At 59.5% G+C, this 15,963-nt stretch carries 13 protein-coding genes; 7 read left to right on the top strand and 6 right to left on the bottom strand.

The genetic code is table 11. The features are described from left to right. Positions 1 to 3: 3 nt before the first annotated feature. The gene (rhaI, locus tag ACQZ60_RS15465; protein ID WP_448735550.1) at positions 4 to 1,296 is read right to left on the bottom strand and encodes an L-rhamnose catabolism isomerase; all 1,293 of its coding nucleotides are present in this window, start codon (positions 1,294 to 1,296) and stop codon (positions 4 to 6) included. A gap of 188 nt (positions 1,297 to 1,484) precedes the next feature. Then, positions 1,485 to 3,581, bottom strand: a complete 2,097-nt coding sequence (locus ACQZ60_RS15460; RefSeq protein ID WP_111833884.1) for a bifunctional rhamnulose-1-phosphate aldolase/short-chain dehydrogenase — start codon at positions 3,579 to 3,581, stop codon at positions 1,485 to 1,487. Positions 3,582 to 3,781: 200 nt separating this feature from the next. Between ACQZ60_RS15460 and ACQZ60_RS15455 the strand changes: the two genes are divergently transcribed. The 7 genes from ACQZ60_RS15455 to ACQZ60_RS15425 all read left to right on the top strand — a co-directional run bounded on the left by ACQZ60_RS15455 (position 3,782) and on the right by ACQZ60_RS15425 (position 11,162). Further along, the gene (locus ACQZ60_RS15455) at positions 3,782 to 4,612 is read left to right on the top strand and encodes a DeoR/GlpR family DNA-binding transcription regulator (RefSeq protein ID WP_003507004.1); all 831 of its coding nucleotides are present in this window, start codon (positions 3,782 to 3,784) and stop codon (positions 4,610 to 4,612) included. A gap of 47 nt (positions 4,613 to 4,659) precedes the next feature. Beyond that, on the top strand, positions 4,660 to 5,670 hold the full coding sequence (gene rhaS / locus ACQZ60_RS15450) for a rhamnose ABC transporter substrate-binding protein (RefSeq protein ID WP_003522574.1): 1,011 nt from the start codon (positions 4,660 to 4,662) through the stop codon (positions 5,668 to 5,670). Between the two features lie 213 nt (positions 5,671 to 5,883). Further along, positions 5,884 to 7,419: a sugar ABC transporter ATP-binding protein gene (locus ACQZ60_RS15445; protein ID WP_448735549.1), complete on the top strand. Its 1,536-nt coding sequence runs from the start codon at positions 5,884 to 5,886 to the stop codon at positions 7,417 to 7,419. Positions 7,420 to 7,432: 13 nt separating this feature from the next. Next, on the top strand, positions 7,433 to 8,434 hold the full coding sequence (locus ACQZ60_RS15440) for an ABC transporter permease (protein ID WP_035262544.1): 1,002 nt from the start codon (positions 7,433 to 7,435) through the stop codon (positions 8,432 to 8,434). Continuing rightward, the gene (locus ACQZ60_RS15435; protein ID WP_448735548.1) at positions 8,431 to 9,441 is read left to right on the top strand and encodes an ABC transporter permease; all 1,011 of its coding nucleotides are present in this window, start codon (positions 8,431 to 8,433) and stop codon (positions 9,439 to 9,441) included. Before ACQZ60_RS15440 ends, ACQZ60_RS15435 begins: the two co-directional genes overlap by 4 nt. An 18-nt stretch (positions 9,442 to 9,459) precedes the next feature. Continuing rightward, the gene (gene rhaM / locus ACQZ60_RS15430) at positions 9,460 to 9,783 is read left to right on the top strand and encodes an L-rhamnose mutarotase (RefSeq protein WP_174036929.1); all 324 of its coding nucleotides are present in this window, start codon (positions 9,460 to 9,462) and stop codon (positions 9,781 to 9,783) included. After that, positions 9,780 to 11,162 (top strand): FGGY-family carbohydrate kinase, encoded by a 1,383-nt coding sequence (locus tag ACQZ60_RS15425; RefSeq protein WP_448735547.1) that lies wholly within the window; start codon positions 9,780 to 9,782, stop codon positions 11,160 to 11,162. Before rhaM ends, ACQZ60_RS15425 begins: the two co-directional genes overlap by 4 nt. Positions 11,163 to 11,217: 55 nt before the next feature. On the opposite strand, the gene ACQZ60_RS15420 is transcribed toward ACQZ60_RS15425, so the two are convergent. The 4 genes from ACQZ60_RS15420 to ACQZ60_RS15405 form a co-directional block, all read right to left on the bottom strand. After that, entirely contained in the window at positions 11,218 to 12,054 is an 837-nt protein-coding gene (locus ACQZ60_RS15420; RefSeq protein ID WP_035262524.1) for an alpha/beta fold hydrolase, read from the bottom strand. 247 nt (positions 12,055 to 12,301) lie between these two features. Beyond that, on the bottom strand, positions 12,302 to 12,997 hold the full coding sequence (locus ACQZ60_RS15415) for an FkbM family methyltransferase (RefSeq protein WP_448735546.1): 696 nt from the start codon (positions 12,995 to 12,997) through the stop codon (positions 12,302 to 12,304). 161 nt (positions 12,998 to 13,158) lie between these two features. Continuing rightward, positions 13,159 to 15,093 carry a putative bifunctional diguanylate cyclase/phosphodiesterase gene (locus tag ACQZ60_RS15410; RefSeq protein ID WP_035262519.1) on the bottom strand — a complete coding sequence of 645 codons (1,935 nt, stop codon included), beginning with the start codon at positions 15,091 to 15,093 and terminating at the stop codon, positions 13,159 to 13,161. A gap of 9 nt (positions 15,094 to 15,102) precedes the next feature. Then, positions 15,103 to 15,609: a putative pterin-binding protein gene (locus tag ACQZ60_RS15405; protein ID WP_003522565.1), complete on the bottom strand. Its 507-nt coding sequence runs from the start codon at positions 15,607 to 15,609 to the stop codon at positions 15,103 to 15,105. Positions 15,610 to 15,963 lie beyond the last annotated feature (354 nt).

Raw genomic sequence — 15,963 nt, 5'->3', positions numbered from 1 at the left:
GATCTACACAATCCCGCCGCTGCCGCCAACCGAAGCCGGGCGCTTCGCCGCAACATGGCTGCGATAGCCGCTCGCACGATAGGTCGCGACCGGATCGATAGCGCCGCCCGCCAATTGCCGCGCCTGGGCAAGAATCGGTTCGACATCGGTGCGATAGGCCCGCTTCAGCATATCTGATGCCATCAGCGCATCATTATCCTGCTGATAGCCGTCGAGAGCCGTGCGATCCACCAGCAGCGCCTGCGCGTAAGCGCGGCGGATTTCGTTGGCGCTGGAAATCAGGCTTTCTATCGGGTCCGTCACATTGTGCGACTGGTCGATCATATGGGCGGGATGGAAACCCTTCACGCCGCGATATTCGGCATCCACCAGTTCGTTGAAAACGAGGAACAGGCGATATGGCTCGATTGAGCCGGCATCCAGATCGTCATCGCCGTATTTGCTATCGTTGAAGTGGAAACCACCGAGCTTGCCGAACTGGATGAGCCGGGCGACGATCATCTCGATATTGGTGTTCGGCGCATGGTGGCCGAGATCAACGAGGCAGAAGGCCTTTTCACCGAGCGTATTGGCAATGAGGTAATTGGTGCCCCAGTCCTGCACGACAGTGGAATAGAAAGCCGGCTCATACATCTTGTGTTCGGAAAAGATACGCCAGTCATCCGGCAGCGCCTTGTAGATATCGGCCATGGCCGCAAGATAACGCTCGAAACTTCTGGTGAAGTTGCTCTGGCCCGGGAAATTGGAGCCATCGCCCACCCAAACCGTCAGCGCCTTCGAGCCGATGGCGTTACCGATCTCGATGCATTCGATGTTGTGCTCGACGGCCTGCCGGCGCGTCGCGGCATCCGTGTGGCTGAGCGAACCATATTTGTAGGAATGGCTCTGACCCGGCGCGTCCGAAAACGTGTTGGAATTCATGGCATCGAAGCCGAGACCCAGCGCCGCGGCATGGGCCTTCAAACGCTTCGGGTCCTGTTTGTCCCACGGAATGTGAAGGGAGACGTTCGGCGTCGCCCGTGTCAACTGGTTGATGACAGCGCAATCATCCAGCTTGTCGAAAATACCGCGCGGCTCGCCCGCGCCGGGAAAACGGGCAAAGCGGGTGCCGCCGGTGCCAACGCCCCAGGACGGCACGGCGACGAAAAACTCCGCGACCTTGGCCGTGACTGCGTCGATATCGATATTGCGACGGGCCAGCTGGTTGCCAAGCGCCTGATAATCGTCCTTCAGCGCGCCAGCGCGTTTTTCGTTTTCGGCCGCGATGATGTCGGCGGCGATTTTCGTCTCGGTCATCTCTTCCTCCCGGGAATCGGTCCAGTGCATGCTAGTTCATCGCGCTCACCTCCGTCATTCCGGCCTTGAGCCGGAATCCAGCCGACGCACGTCTGTGCGGCGGAGAGAGTCTTTTCAGCCCAAGGACTTGGGCTGGCTGGATTCCGGCTCAGGGCCGGAATGACGGAAGTGAGAACGTGCCGAACGTCCTACCGCGTAAAGCTCTGCGCGTTGCCGGCATCGACATTGATGATGTTGCCGGTCGACTTGGCGGAAGCATCGGACGCCAGGAAGTAGATCGCTTCGGCGATGTCTTCCGGGAACACATTGAGCTTCAGCATCGAGCGCTTGCGGTAATGCTCCTCCAGATCGGTCACCTCGATCTTGGACGAGGCCGCGCGCTGCTCGCGCCACTCTCCGTTCCAGATTTTCGAGCCACGCAGCACGGCATCGGGATTGACGGTGTTGACGCGAATACCCGCTTCCGCCCCTTCCAGCGCGAGGCAACGGGCCAGATGAATTTCCGCAGCCTTCGCCGTGCAATAAGCGGAAGCATTGGGCGAGGATGCAAGGCCGTTCTTGGACGCAACGAAAACGACGTTGCCTCCGAGGTTCTGACGCCGCAGCAGCCGGAATGCTTCCCGCGAAACGAGGAAATAGCCCGTGGCGAGAATGTCGATATTCTTGTTCCACATGGCAAGTGTCGTGTCTTCCACCGGAGCGGAAGAGGCAATGCCGGCATTGGAGACGAGAATATCCACGCCGCCGAATTCCACGCTCGCTTCCGCGAAGGCGGAAATCACGGCATCTTCCTTCGTCACGTCAAGCTTGACGGTACGCACCGCGTCAGTGCTGTAACGCTTGGCGAAATCGCCCTTGGCCGCATCCAGCGCCGCTTCGTCAATATCGGCGAGCACCACGCAGGCGCCCTCGCCCGCCAGGCGTTCGGCGGTTGCACGGCCGATGCCGCCGGCGCCACCGGTGACAAAAGCCACGCGACCGGCAAGGCTCTTCGGCTTCGGCATGCGCTGCAGCTTTGCCTCTTCCAACAGCCAATATTCGATATCAAAGGCTTCCTGCTCGGGAAGGCCCTGATAGTCGGACACGGTGGAAGCACCGCGCATGACGTTGATGGCGTTGACGTAGAATTCGCCGGCGATACGGGCCGTCGCCTTGTCCTTGGCGAACGACAGCATGCCGACACCGGGGATCAGGAAAATCACCGGGTTCGGGTCGCGCATATCAGGTGAATTGTCGTGGCGGCAGGCTTCGTAGTAGCGCGTATAATCGGCGCGGTAAGCCTCCAGCGCCTCGTCGAGACCCGCCATCAACGCGTCCACATCAGGATGTGCGGTATCGAGATCGAGGATCAGCGGGCGGATTTTCGTGCGCAGGAAATGGTCAGGGCAGGAGGTGCCGAGCGCGCCGAGCGGCTTCAAATCCTTGGAATTGACGAATTCGAGAACCGGATCCTGATCGTCGAAATGGCCGAGCTTGCGCTCCTCGCGGCCGATGCGGCCACGGATTTCCGGCATTAGTCGGGCAGCGATGGCGCGGCGCTCGGCAACGGGCAGACTTTTCGCCACAGCACCGCCGAAAATCGTCTTGCCTTCGGTCTGCGCCGTAAACCATTCGATCGCCTTGTTGATGATGGCGAGCGTCAGTTCGTAACACGCCTTGGCGTCATTATCCCAGGTGAACAGGCCATGGCTTTCCAGCACGACGCCCTTGGCCTGGGGATTGGCTTTTACGAAAGCCTCAAGGTCGAGGCCGAGCTGAAAGCCCGGGCGGCGCCAGGGAAGCCAGCCAATGTCATCGCCGAAGATCTGCTGCGTCAGCTCTTTCGAGTTTTTGGAGGCGGCAATCGCGATGATCGCATCGGGGTGCATGTGGTCGACATGATCATAAGGTACGAAACCGTGCAGCGGCGTATCGATGGAGGCCGCGCGCGGATTGAGGTTGAAGGTGCAATGCGGCAGGAAGCCGACCATGCGATCCTCGTCCTCCACACCCTTGTAAATGCCCTTCAGCGCTTCCAGCTTATCGAGATAAAGCGTCGCAAAACCGTCGAGCTTGATGGTGCCGACATCGCCGCCGGAACCCTTCACCCACATGACACGGACCTTCTCGCCCGTCAGCGGATCGGTTTCGAGCACCTTTGCGGATGTGTTGCCGCCACCGTAATTGGTGATGCGCTTGTCCGCACCCAGCAGATTGGAGCGATAAAGCAGCTTGCCCGGCTCATCGAGCGTCTTGGCGTAAGCATCGTCCCAACGGCTTTCGAGAAGGCGGGATTTTCCCGTCATGTCTTCCTCCCAATATCTGTCTGCATTCGCGGAGCCGATACCGGCCCGCCTCCTTTGAGGACAGATATCGCGCATCCAAAAGCACAATGTCAATCAAAAACGATCATAAATTTTCATGTTGCAGCGCGATATTGATTAATTTGATCGTTCTTGATTGACAACGTAAAGAGATTGCGAATAATCACGATCAGGAGGACCCCATGCACGAACGCGAACGCCATCGCATCATCTTGAGCGCCACACAGGAAAAAGCTGTCGTGACGGTGCAGGATATTGCCGAACTGACGGATGCGTCGGAAGCGACGATCCGCAGGGATATCGCGTCGCTGCACGTTCAGGGCAAGTTGCGCCGCGTGCGTGGTGGAGCCGAAGCGGTACATCCGCCGCAGCTCGGCAATCTCGCGGCAAGGCCGTTCCGTGTGTCCGAATCGGTCAACATCGACAAAAAACGCGCAATTGCGCGCAAGGCGGTTGATCTCTGCAATGATGGCGATGCGATCATCCTGAATGGCGGCACGACGACATTCCAGATGGTGCATTACATGGCGGCGCGCCGTCTGCAGGTGATGACCAATTCCTTCGCGATTGCGGAACATCTGGTCAAGCATTCCAAATGCAATGTCAGTGTGCCGGGCGGCGCGATCTATCGCGACCAGAGCCTCATCCTGTCGCCATTCGAGAATGATGCGATCCGCAATTTTTATGCACGACGCATTTTTCTCGGCGCACAGGGCGTGGGTGCGCTCGGCATCATGGAGTCAGACGCACTGGTCATCCAGAGTGAGCAGAAGCTGATGCGACAGGCGGAAGAACTGATCGTGATGGTCGATTCTTCGAAATTCAGAAAACGATCCAGCCTCATTTTATGCCCGCTCGAAAACGTCTCGACCATCATTACCGATGACGGGATTTCCGATGAGGCGGCGAGGATGGTGGAAGATGCCGGCGTCGAATTGCTGATCGCCGGCGCGGTGAAGGATGGCAAGACAGCCACCCCATCGGATGAAGAGGATTCTTCTTCGGTCGCCTGAGGAGCACCGGAGGGAGGAAAAAGGTTCAAAACGGGAGGAAAAGGGACATGAAACTTACACGCAGAACATTGACGAGCGCTCTGGCGCTCAGCGCGGCGCTCTCCGTCGCTGGACTGGGCGGCGTTGCCCAGGCAGCCGATGTGAAGATCGCACTGGTGGTCAAATCGCTCGGCAACGGCTTTTTCGAAGCCGCCAACAAGGGCGCGCAGGAGGCCGCAAAAGACCTCGGCGGCGTCGAGATCATCTATACCGGCCCGACCAGCACCACGGCGGAAGGCCAGATCGAAGTCATCAATTCGCTGATCGCGCAGGGTGTCGACGCCATCGCCATTTCCGCCAATGACCCCGACGCCGTGGTTCCGGCGCTGAAAAAGGCGGCGCAGCGCGGCATCAAGGTCATTTCCTGGGATTCCGGCGTAGCGCCTGAGGGCCGCATTCTCCAGCTCAACCCCTCGTCCAACGCACTGATCGGCAAGATGTGCCTGCAGCTTGCCGCATCACATCTGGAAGGCGGCAAGGGCGATTTCGCCATTCTTTCGGCCACCACCACCTCCACGAACCAGAATATCTGGATCGACGAGATGAAAAAGCAGCTGAAGGATTTCCCCGGCCTCAACCTCGTCACCACCGTTTACGGTGACGACCTTGCCGACAAGAGCTACCGCGAAGCGCAGGGCCTGCTTTCCTCGCAGCCGAATGTGAAGGTCATCGTTGCACCGACGACGGTTGGCGTTCTCGCCGCCTCGCAGGCCGTGAAGGATGCGGGCAAGATCGGTCAGGTCTATGTGACCGGCCTTGGCCTGCCGTCTGAAATGGCCGGCGCCATCAAGTCGGGCGCCACCAAGGAATTCGCCATCTGGAACCCGATCGACCTCGGTTACTCCGCCACCCAGATCGCCTATCGCCTGGTGAAGGGCGAAACCGATGGCAAGCCGGGCTCGGAAATCGAGGCGGGCCGCATGGGCAAGATCAAGGTTGGCGAAAACAGCGAAGCGGCGATGGCCGATCCGTTTGTTTATGATGCGAAGAATATCGATCAGTTCTCGAAGATTTTTTGATCTGAGTAGCAACTGACGGCGGGTGGAGGGTTACCCCCCTCTGCCCTGCCGGGCATCTCCCCCTCAAGGGGGGAGATCAATATGCCGCACCCGCTCGATCCATAAGACAGGGTGCTATCCGCTTGCCGATCTCCCCCCTTGAGGGGGAGATGCCCGGCAGGGCAGAGGGGGGTGCCCCTCGCCGCTTCAATCAAAATAGACCGGTAAGACGGAATGATGCGTGCTGAAACCCAAACCATAGACATCCCAGCGACTTCCAGCGCCACGCCCATTCTCGAAATGCGCGGCATCAGCCAGATATTCCCCGGCGTCAAAGCGCTGGATGGCGTCGATATCGCGCTTTACCCCGGCAAGGTCACCGCGCTGATCGGCGAGAACGGTGCGGGCAAATCCACGCTCGTCAAAATCCTCACCGGCATCTATCGCCCGAATGAGGGCGAAATCCTTCTCGATGGTCAGCCCGTCCATTTTCACAGCGCACAGGACGCCATCGATGCCGGCGTGACCGCCATTCATCAGGAAACCGTGCTGTTCGACGAGCTCTCCGTCGGTGAAAACATCTTCCTCGGCCATGCGCCGAAGGGTCGTTTCGGCCTGATCGACTGGAAGACCATCAACACACGCGCCAGAACCCTGCTGGAACAGCTCGAAAGCACCATCGATCCGACGATCCGGCTGAAGGACCTGTCCATTGCCCAACGCCATCTCGTCGCCATCGCCCGCGCGCTGTCGGTCGAGGCGCGCATCGTCATCATGGACGAACCGACGGCCGCCCTTTCCCGCAAGGAAATCGACGATCTCTTTCGCATCGTCGAAAGCCTGAAGCGGCAGGGCAAGGCAATCCTCTTCATCAGCCACAAGTTCGACGAGGTCTATGAGATCGCCGAGAACTATGCCGTGTTCCGCGACGGCAGGATGGTTGGAGCGGGCAATCTTGCGGCCACGCCGCAGGACGAAATCGTGCGGCTGATGGTTGGCCGCGACGTGACGAACGCCTTTCCCAAGCAGGCCGTCACCCTTGGTCCGACGGTTCTTTCGGTGCGTGATTATTCGCATCAGACGGAATTCCGCGATATTTCGCTCGAACTGCGCAAGGGCGAGATTCTCGGCCTTTACGGGCTGATCGGCGCGGGGCGCTCCGAACTCTGCCAGTCGCTGTTCGGCATCACCCGCCCGGCTTCAGGGCAGGTATCGCTGGAAGGCCAGCCGCTTTCCATCCGCTCACCGGAAGACGCGATCCGTGCCGGTATCGTTTATGTGCCGGAAGAGCGCGGCCGCCACGGGCTGGCGCTGGATATGCCGATCTACCAGAACATGTCGCTGCCATCGCTCACGCGCACCTCGCGCAAGGGGTTTCTGGCCGCCGCCAATGAATTCGCGCTGGCGCGCAAATATGCCTCGCGGCTCGATCTGCGCGCGGCCGCCCTTTCGGTGCCGGTCGGCACGCTTTCAGGCGGCAACCAGCAGAAGGTGGTGATCGGCAAGTGGCTCGCCACCCAGCCGAAGGTCATCATTCTCGATGAACCCACCAAGGGCATCGATATCGGCTCCAAGGCCGCCGTGCATGGTTTCATCAGCGAGCTTGCCGCCGAGGGGCTCTCCATCATCATGATTTCATCCGAACTTCCCGAAATTCTCGGCATGTCCGACCGCGCCATCGTCATGCGCGAAGGCCTGATGGCGGGCCAGTTCGAACGCGCCGATTTTTCTCCGGAAAAGCTGGTGCGCGCCGCCACCGGCAATGCCTGAGAGGGGCAACCACATGCAACGTCTACTTAAAAATCGCGAATGGCTGCTGGCGGGCATCATCCTCATCATGATCGCCGGTTTTGCGCTGCGCGCGCCCGGTTTCAGCCGACCCGGCAATCTCGTCAATATCTTCAACGATACCTCCATCCTCATCATTCTGGCGCTCGGCCAGATGGCGGTCATTCTCACCAAATCCATCGATCTTTCGGTTGCCGCCAATCTCGCCTTCACCGGCATGGCGGTGGCGATGACCAATGCCGCCTTTCCGGGCATTCCCCTGCCGCTTCTCATCGTCATGGCGGTCGGCATCGGCGCATTTCTCGGCTCGCTCAATGGCGTACTGGTCTGGTGGCTCGGCATTCCGCCGATCGTCGTCACACTCGGCACGCTCACCATCTATCGCGGCATGGCTTTCGTTCTGTCCGGCGGCGGCTGGGTGAATGCGCATCAGCTTTCGCCGACCTTCCTCAACGTGCCGCGCACCATGATCCTCGGCATGCCGGTTCTTTCATGGGTCGCCATCCTCATCATCGCCGGCGCTTGGCTGGTTCTCAGCCGCACCTCCTTCGGCCGCTCGGCCTATGCGTCGGGCGGTAATCCGAGTGCCGCCGTCTATGCAGGCATCGATGTCGGCCGCACGCGCTTCTTCGCCTTCGTGCTGTCAGGCGCACTTGCCGGTCTCGCCAGCTATCTCTGGGTATCGCGTTATGCGGTTGCCTATGTCGATATCGCCGCTGGTTTCGAGTTGGACAGCGTGGCGGCGAATGTGATCGGCGGCATCTCGATTGCCGGCGGCATCGGCTCGGTGGCGGGTGCGGTGCTCGGCGCGCTGTTCCTCGGCGTCATCAAGAACGCCCTGCCCGTCATCGGCATCTCGCCCTTCGCGCAGATGGCGATTTCCGGCGTGGTCATCGTGCTCGCCGTCGTCTTCAACGCCCGTGCCGAAGCTCGAAAAGGCCGTATCATCCTGCGTGACCGCGCAGCAAGCGATCAGGCCAGGGAGGCCGCAGCATGAGCACGACGCCTCAACCAGCACAGAACCCGCGCATCATTCCAGACAAGCTCGGCACGCCGCTGCGCCGCATCATGGCCAGCTGGGAAGTGCTGCTGCTCGGCGTTGCGATCCTCATCTTCATCGCCAATTCGCTGGCCTCGCCCTATTTCCTCAATGCGTGGAACCTGTCGGATGCGACCTTCAATTTCACGGAAAAGGCGATCATCGCCTTCGCCATGGCGCTGCTGATCATCGCCGGTGAAATCGATCTTTCCGTCGCCGCCATCATCGCGCTCGCCTCCACCGCCATGGGCGCTGCAGTGCAGATGGGGGTCGGCACGCCCGGCCTCGTCGCCATCGGCATCGGCACCGGGCTTTTGTGCGGGGCCTTCAACGGCTTTCTGGTCGCAGGGCTGAAGCTGCCGTCCATCGTCGTCACCATCGGCACGATGAGCCTGTTTCGCGGCATTTCCTACATGGTGCTGGGCGATCAGGCCTATGGCAAATATCCCGCCGATTTTGCCTATTTCGGTCAGGGTTACGTTTTCTGGGTGATTTCTTTCGAATTCGTGCTGTTCATCGCCATGGCCATCCTCTTCGCCATTCTGCTGCACGCCACCAATTTCGGCCGGCAGGTCTATGTGATCGGCAACAACCCCTTCGCCGCCCGTTTCTCCGGCATACCCGTCGAGCGAGTGAAGTTCATCCTGTTCCTGCTCACCGGCCTGATGAGCGGCATCGCCGCCGTCTGCCTCACGTCACGGCTCGGCTCCACACGCCCGTCCATCGCTCAAGGGTGGGAGCTTGAGGTGGTGACCATGGTGGTGCTGGGCGGCGTCTCAATCCTCGGCGGCTCCGGCACCATCGCAGGCGTTGTCATCGCCGCTTTCGTCATGGGCCTCGTCACCTTCGGGCTCGGTCTTTTGAATGTGCCCGGTATCGTCATGTCGATCTTCGTCGGCCTGCTGCTCATCGTCACCATCGCCATCCCCATCGTTGTCCGTCGCCTTCGGGCCCTCAGAAACTGAACAATGAGAGGTTGAGCCATGCCGGAACTTGAAAAACACGCCTTCAAGATGAAACTCTTTGCCGGAAAAGAGGCCGAATATAAAAAGCGCCATGACGAGATATGGCCCGAACTGGTGACACTGCTGCGCGAGGCGGGTGTGAGCGATTACTCCATCCATCTCGACCCGGAAACCAACATCCTGTTCGGCGTGCTGACGCGCCCGAAGAACCACGGCATGGCGGCACTGCCCGACCATCCAGTGATGAAGAAATGGTGGGCGCATATGGCTGATATCATGGAGAGCAATCCCGATCATTCGCCGGTCGCAAAAGATCTTGTGACGGTGTTCCATCTGCCATGAGCGAGAGCATCAGACCGGGCCGCGTCGCGGTCATCGATATCGGCAAGACCAATGCCAAGGTCGTCGTCATCGACACCGGCAGCGGCGAAGAGATCGCCGCTGAGAAACAGGCGAACCCCGTCCTTCGCGATGGAATTTATCCGCATTACGATGTGGAAATGCTCTGGCGCTTCATTCTCTCCGCGCTTCAGCGTTTCGGCCAGAAGCCCGGTTTCGATGCGATTTCCATCACCACCCATGGCGCTTCGGCAGCACTTCTCGATGCGAACGGCGATCTCGCCATGCCGGTGCTCGATTACGAACACGGCTATCCCGCCGCCATTGAGGCAGCCTATCGCGGCATCAGGCCAGATTTTGCCGAGACCGGCTCACCGCAGCTTCCCGTCGGGCTGAACCTTGGCGCGCAAATCCATTTCCAGAAAACGGCCTTTCCGGACGACTTCTCCAGAGTTCGCAGCATCGTCACCTATGCGCAATATTGGGCGGGGCGACTGACGGGCATTCAGGCCACGGAAACGACCTCGCTCGGCTGCCATACCGATCTCTGGAATCCACGCCGGAGAAGTTTCTCCTCGCTCGTCGCGCGTCTCGACATCGAACAATTGATGGCGCCGGTTCGCTCCGCTTTCGATGTGCTGGGAAGAATCCGCCCTTCGCTGGCCGTCGAAACCGGACTGTCTCCCGATATGCCGGTCTATTGTGGCATCCACGATTCCAACGCATCGCTCCTGCCGCATCTTCTGCGCCGGGACGGTGATTTTTCGGTCGTCTCCACCGGCACCTGGGTAGTGAATTTCGCCATCGGCGGCGCGGCGGGTTCGCTCGATCCCACCCGTGACACACTCCTGAATGTCGATGCTTTCGGCCGTCCCGTTCCCTCCTCCCGCTTCATGGGCGGCAGGGAATATGAAATGCTGGCGCAGCAATTCGGAGCAGCGGAAGACGAAGCGATAGACGCGGCTCTCGCTGACGTGATTGCCGGGGGCATGATGCTGCTGCCGAGCGTCGTCAGCGGCTCCGGCCCCTTTCCGGACAAGGCGGCGCGCTGGATTGGCGATGAAAACGCCACGGCGGCGGAACGGCACGCAGTGACGTCACTTTATCTCGCCCTGATGACGGAATGCAGCCTGTCGCTCATCGGGCGGAAAGGCCCGATCCTTGTGGAAGGCCCCTTCGCCAGCAACACCCTTTATCTGAAGGCGCTGGCCGGCTTTGCAAAGACCGAAGTAACGGCGGTCGAAGGGTCCACGGGCACCAGCGCCGGTGCGGCCCTGCTCACCGGCATCAAGCCGCTTGCCGGTCGCGAGCGCCATTTCACGCCGCACGACATTCCCGGTCTCGCTTCTTACCGCAATGCCTGGCGAGGCCACATGGCCTGATGCGAAACGCGAAATGCGGCCGAATGGTCGGCCGCATTTTGATTTTGCAGAAGGATCAGCCCTTGATGAAGGCCAGAAGATCGGCGTTCAGCACATCGGCATTGACGGTGAGCATACCGTGCGAGAAGCCGGGATAGGTCTTCAGCGTGCCGTTTTTCAACAGCTTCACCGATTTCAGCGCGGAGTCGGCAATTGGCACGATCTGGTCGTCTTCGCCATGCAGCACCAGTGTCGGAACGCTGATATTCTTCAGGTCTTCGGTCTGGTCGGTTTCCGAGAAGGCCTTGATGCCGTCATAATGGGCCTTTGCGCCGCCCATCATGCCCTGTCGCCACCAGTTCTGAATAACGCCTTCATGAACGGTCGCGCCATCGCGGTTGAAGCCGTAGAAGGGACCGGCCGGTACATCGCGGAAGAACTGCGCGCGGTTTGCGGCGAGCGACGAGCGGAAGCCGTCAAAAACCTCCATCGGCAGGCCTTCCGGATTGGCCGCGGTCTTGAGCATCAGCGGCGGCACGGCGGAAACGAGAACCGCCTTGGCGACACGGCCGGCGGGTTCGCCATGTTTTGCGACATAACGGGCGACTTCGCCACCGCCGGTGGAATGGCCGATATGGACGGCGTTCTTCAGATCGAGAGCTTCGACGACGGCAAAGGCATCGGCGGCGTAGTGGTCCATGTCGTGACCGTCGGCAACCTGGGCGGAACGGCCATGGCCACGGCGGTCATGGGCGACGACGCGAAAACCCTTGGAAACGAAGAACAGCATCTGCGCATCCCAGTCATCGGACGAGAGCGGCCAGCCATGGTGGAACATGATCGGCTGGGCATCCTTCGGGCCCCAGTCCTTGTAGAAGATTTCCGTTCCGTCTGTCGTCTTAACAAAGCCCATGATCGTTACTCCTTCGGTTGCGTTGGCATCTCCGGCGCAGCCTGTTGTGCGCCGGTTTGATGGAGGGATGATGACGCAGGATAACGGTTGCAACAATTGCAACAATAATTGGGAATGAATTGCTGTTTATGAAATTATCTTCTCGACCCGCATACCATTGCGGCACACGTGTCGACCCGCTCCGCGCCCTCATGCAAGTGTGAGAACGGGGATGACCGGCGGAGGGTTCCGTGAATTCGACGCGGCCTCAGTCTACCTCGGGATCGTATTCTCTCGGGCTCTCGTCCTTCGAGAACAGGACACAGGGCCCGCGTGAACCGCGCGGATCATAGGCATATCCCTTGGCGGTCAGCGCCTGCATGATATCGCGAACCCCGGCGAGACCGTAAAGATGGTCATGCAGTTCCACGAATATCCGCTCCACGCCGGTCAGATCGGCCCTGCCGAGCAGATCGCGTTCCGCACCCTCGATATCCATCACGAGCGCGGTGATGCCCCGGCTGGCGATAAATTCATCGATATTGGCGGAGGAAATTTCGATGCGTTTTTCATAGGGGCCCTGATTTTCGTCCATGGACGACATCCAGAGATCCCTGCGGACATAAAAAGGATAGGAGCTCGGCTCGTCGGCGGTGAGAAGCCCCTGTGAAAACACGACATTGCCGCGGCAATTGGCCTTGATCACCCGCTCTGCCAGCGCCGCGGTGGAGGGGTTGGCCTCGAAGGCCCAGACAGCAACATCCTCGATGCCGGCGATGATCGAGGTGATGATCCCGATACCGGAGCCCAACTCCAGCACCCGATCGCCGGGCTTGATGGCTTTCAGGACGCTGCGGGCCTCTTTCGCCTCATAGCTGCCGTCGGTCAGCGCCTGCCAGATGACTGGCGACACCTCATCGGAAGAGAGGGGAAGGGCAACTCCATGCACGTCCAGTATTTCCATGTCTCAAGCCTTTTCGCAAAACCCGGCCGCTTTGTCGCAATGATCCCATATCGACCGGGAATGCTCTACAGCATCGTTGCGGCAACCGGTATCGGTTTTCGCAAGCAACGCTATGACGTGGTAAAAATTCAAGATACGGCAGGCACCAAAACAGGCGCGTCTCAGACGGAACTCCAGGCCACAAGCTCCTTGGCCGGCAACGGTCTGCTGATCAGATATCCCTGAACCTGATCGCAGCCCAGACGCCTGACGCATTCATATTGCTCTTCCGTCTCGATACCTTCCGCAATCGTCGTCATCCGCAGACTGCGGCCGACGCCGACCACGAATTCCACGATCGCCAGCGCGTCGCGGTCGCTGGTGATATCGCGCAGGAACGAGCGGTCGATCTTGATCTTGTCGAAGGGCACGCCGCGCAAATTGGCGAGCGATGAATAACCTGTCCCGAAATCGTCCATGGCGATCTGGATGCCGACGGCCTTCAGGCGCGACAACGTGTTGATCGTCTGGTCGCTCTTGTTGAGCAGGATCGATTCGGTGATTTCAAGCTCGAGCCGGCTGGGTTCCAGCCCGCTTTTCTCAAGCGCGCCCATGACGTTCTGGATGAGACTGGTGCTGTGGAACTGAACCGGCGACAGATTGACCGCCACCTTCATGTCCTCGTCCCAGCCCATCGCCTCGCGGCAGGCGGTCTCCATCACCCATTTTCCGAGCGAATGGATGAGACCCGTTCTTTCCGCCACGGGAATGAACACGCTGGGCGGCACATCACCCCGCACGGGATGTTTCCAACGCAGCAACGCCTCGAAGCCGCAAAGCTTGCGTGTCTGCGTCGCCACCTGCGGCTGGTAATAGACTTCCATCTCGTCGTTCTGCAACGCGGTCTGCAGATCGGCCTCGAAGGACTTTTTCTCGGTCAGCTGCTTTTGCATGCGGACCTTGAAAACGCTCGCCCGGCCGGGGCCGATGGCTTTCGCCTCATAAAGCGCCAGATCCGCGCGCTTGAACAATTCATCCGCATCGACGGCGCCGTGCGATATGGCGATGCCGATGCAGGTGCCGATTTTGACTTCCTGCTCGCCCAGCTGGTAGGTGCGGCTGATCTGGTCGATGAGCTTGGTGGCAAGGCGGCGAGCGGCATCCTCGTTCAGATCGTCGGAGACGACGGCAAATTCGTCGCCGCCCAGACGGCAGACCATGTCGTAATCGCCGCCGATGCCCGAGAGACGCTGCGCCACGGCCTGAAGCAGCGCATCGCCGGCATCGTGGCCGAGCGTGTCGTTGACGTCCTTGAACCCGTCGAGATCGAGCAGGAGGATGGCTGTCGTTCCCGTCCCGCCGAAGGATCGGCGCAACCTCTCGATCAGTTCCTGCCGGAACAGCGCGCGGTTCGGCAGTCCCGTCAGCGCGTCATGATAGGCGTCGTGTTCGAGCCGGACATTCTTCGCCTGCAATTCCAGCGTCGCGGCACGCAGATCGTCCGTCAGACCGCGCATGCTTTTCTGCGCGCGGTTCAGGAGATCGTTCTGGCGAAGCAGCAATATGACAAGCGCGATACCGCACAGGATCAGGCCGCCCGCCAGCGCGGTATAAACGATATGCAGCTTGCGCACATCCTCATGGGCCGTATCGATCAGATTGACGTCATAAGCGACGGAAGACGAGGCAAGCGTCGTCATCGGCGCGTCGAGCGCGCTCATCGTCGCGAGCAGATCCGGAACCTCGGCCGGATTGAGGTTGTTCACCTGCTGCTCGAGACGGGCCAGAACGGCATCGAGGCGGGTTACGAGATCCCGCCATTGCTGTTTTTCATTGATGAAGGCCCCGAGATTGCCCTGCTTCAAAAGCTCAAGCCGGCTCAGCATGATGTCCAGGCGCAGTTGCAGCTCATCCCGGTCGATCTTGCCGGGATTGAGCGCGAACACGGCCAGCTTGTTCTGGAGGCGCAGATATTCGGCTACGGTCTGGCTGACGGCCCAGGAATCATTGTAGCGGGCGAATTTCTGCAGAGCGGTCTGCCGCTCGGCAATGACGAAAGCGATATAGCCCGTTGCCAGGACGAAGCAACAGATGATCACCGCCACAAGTTTTCGCAAACGGCACCTTTATTCCACTATCAGTTTGGCAACTTGCCATGCGGACCGCGAATAATAGGTCTGCTTCTGCAGTTCCGGATCGCTGTCATAGGGATAGATGACGAACAACGGGCCTTTTTCGCGAACTGTCATGTAATTGCCATCCAGCTTGATCGCCAGAATAACGTTAAATTTCTTAAAATCTTCAATCGGTATCGTGCTGACATAATCGTTGAGAGCGACTGCCGTGACGCTGGTGCCCTTCGCGCCGACGACATCCATCAATTTTGCCAGCGAAACGCCATCGAAACGGACGCGGCCATCATGCCAGGGCGTTGTCGTCTCCACCGTCACCATGCCGAGCGCTTCCAACATGTCACGATCAAATACCGCGGCACCCTCGCCATTCGTATTGGCGATGTTTCCGGATATGGTTAATATTGGTTTTCCTTGCGGTTTGGCAATTTCGCCGGCTTCGGCACAGGAAAGCCACGCGAGCGACAAGAACGCACTGAGAAGTACCCGGGCGAAACTCATACTTTTTCTCCATCGATAACGTTCAGGTCGAGGGTTTTCGCCAACCTGTAAAGGTCAAGGGAACCGACACTAGCAATATATATCAGGAATGGATGTTATATCCTCAGTGAGATTTTATCCGTATTTTCTCTAGGTTTTGAGTAAACCCTTTGGATAAGTTTTCCGTCTTATTGTATTTTTTCAGGCCACGCGTCCCATTATGACACAAGCGACAAGCTCCGGAGGCCTCTCCCGATAATTCGTCAGGTGCGACAAAGGCCGAATTGTGGCGAGAGCCTTTCCGTCGTCGCGCAGCTGCATCTGATTCGCCTGAGGCAGCCGGATAAGCAACGCCCCGTCCGCGTGCCAGATTGA

It is taken from the genome of Agrobacterium sp. 22-223-1, assembly GCF_053522385.1.
The sequence above is the reverse complement of the archived record's forward strand: the minus strand, read 5'-3'. Positions and strand labels throughout refer to the sequence as shown.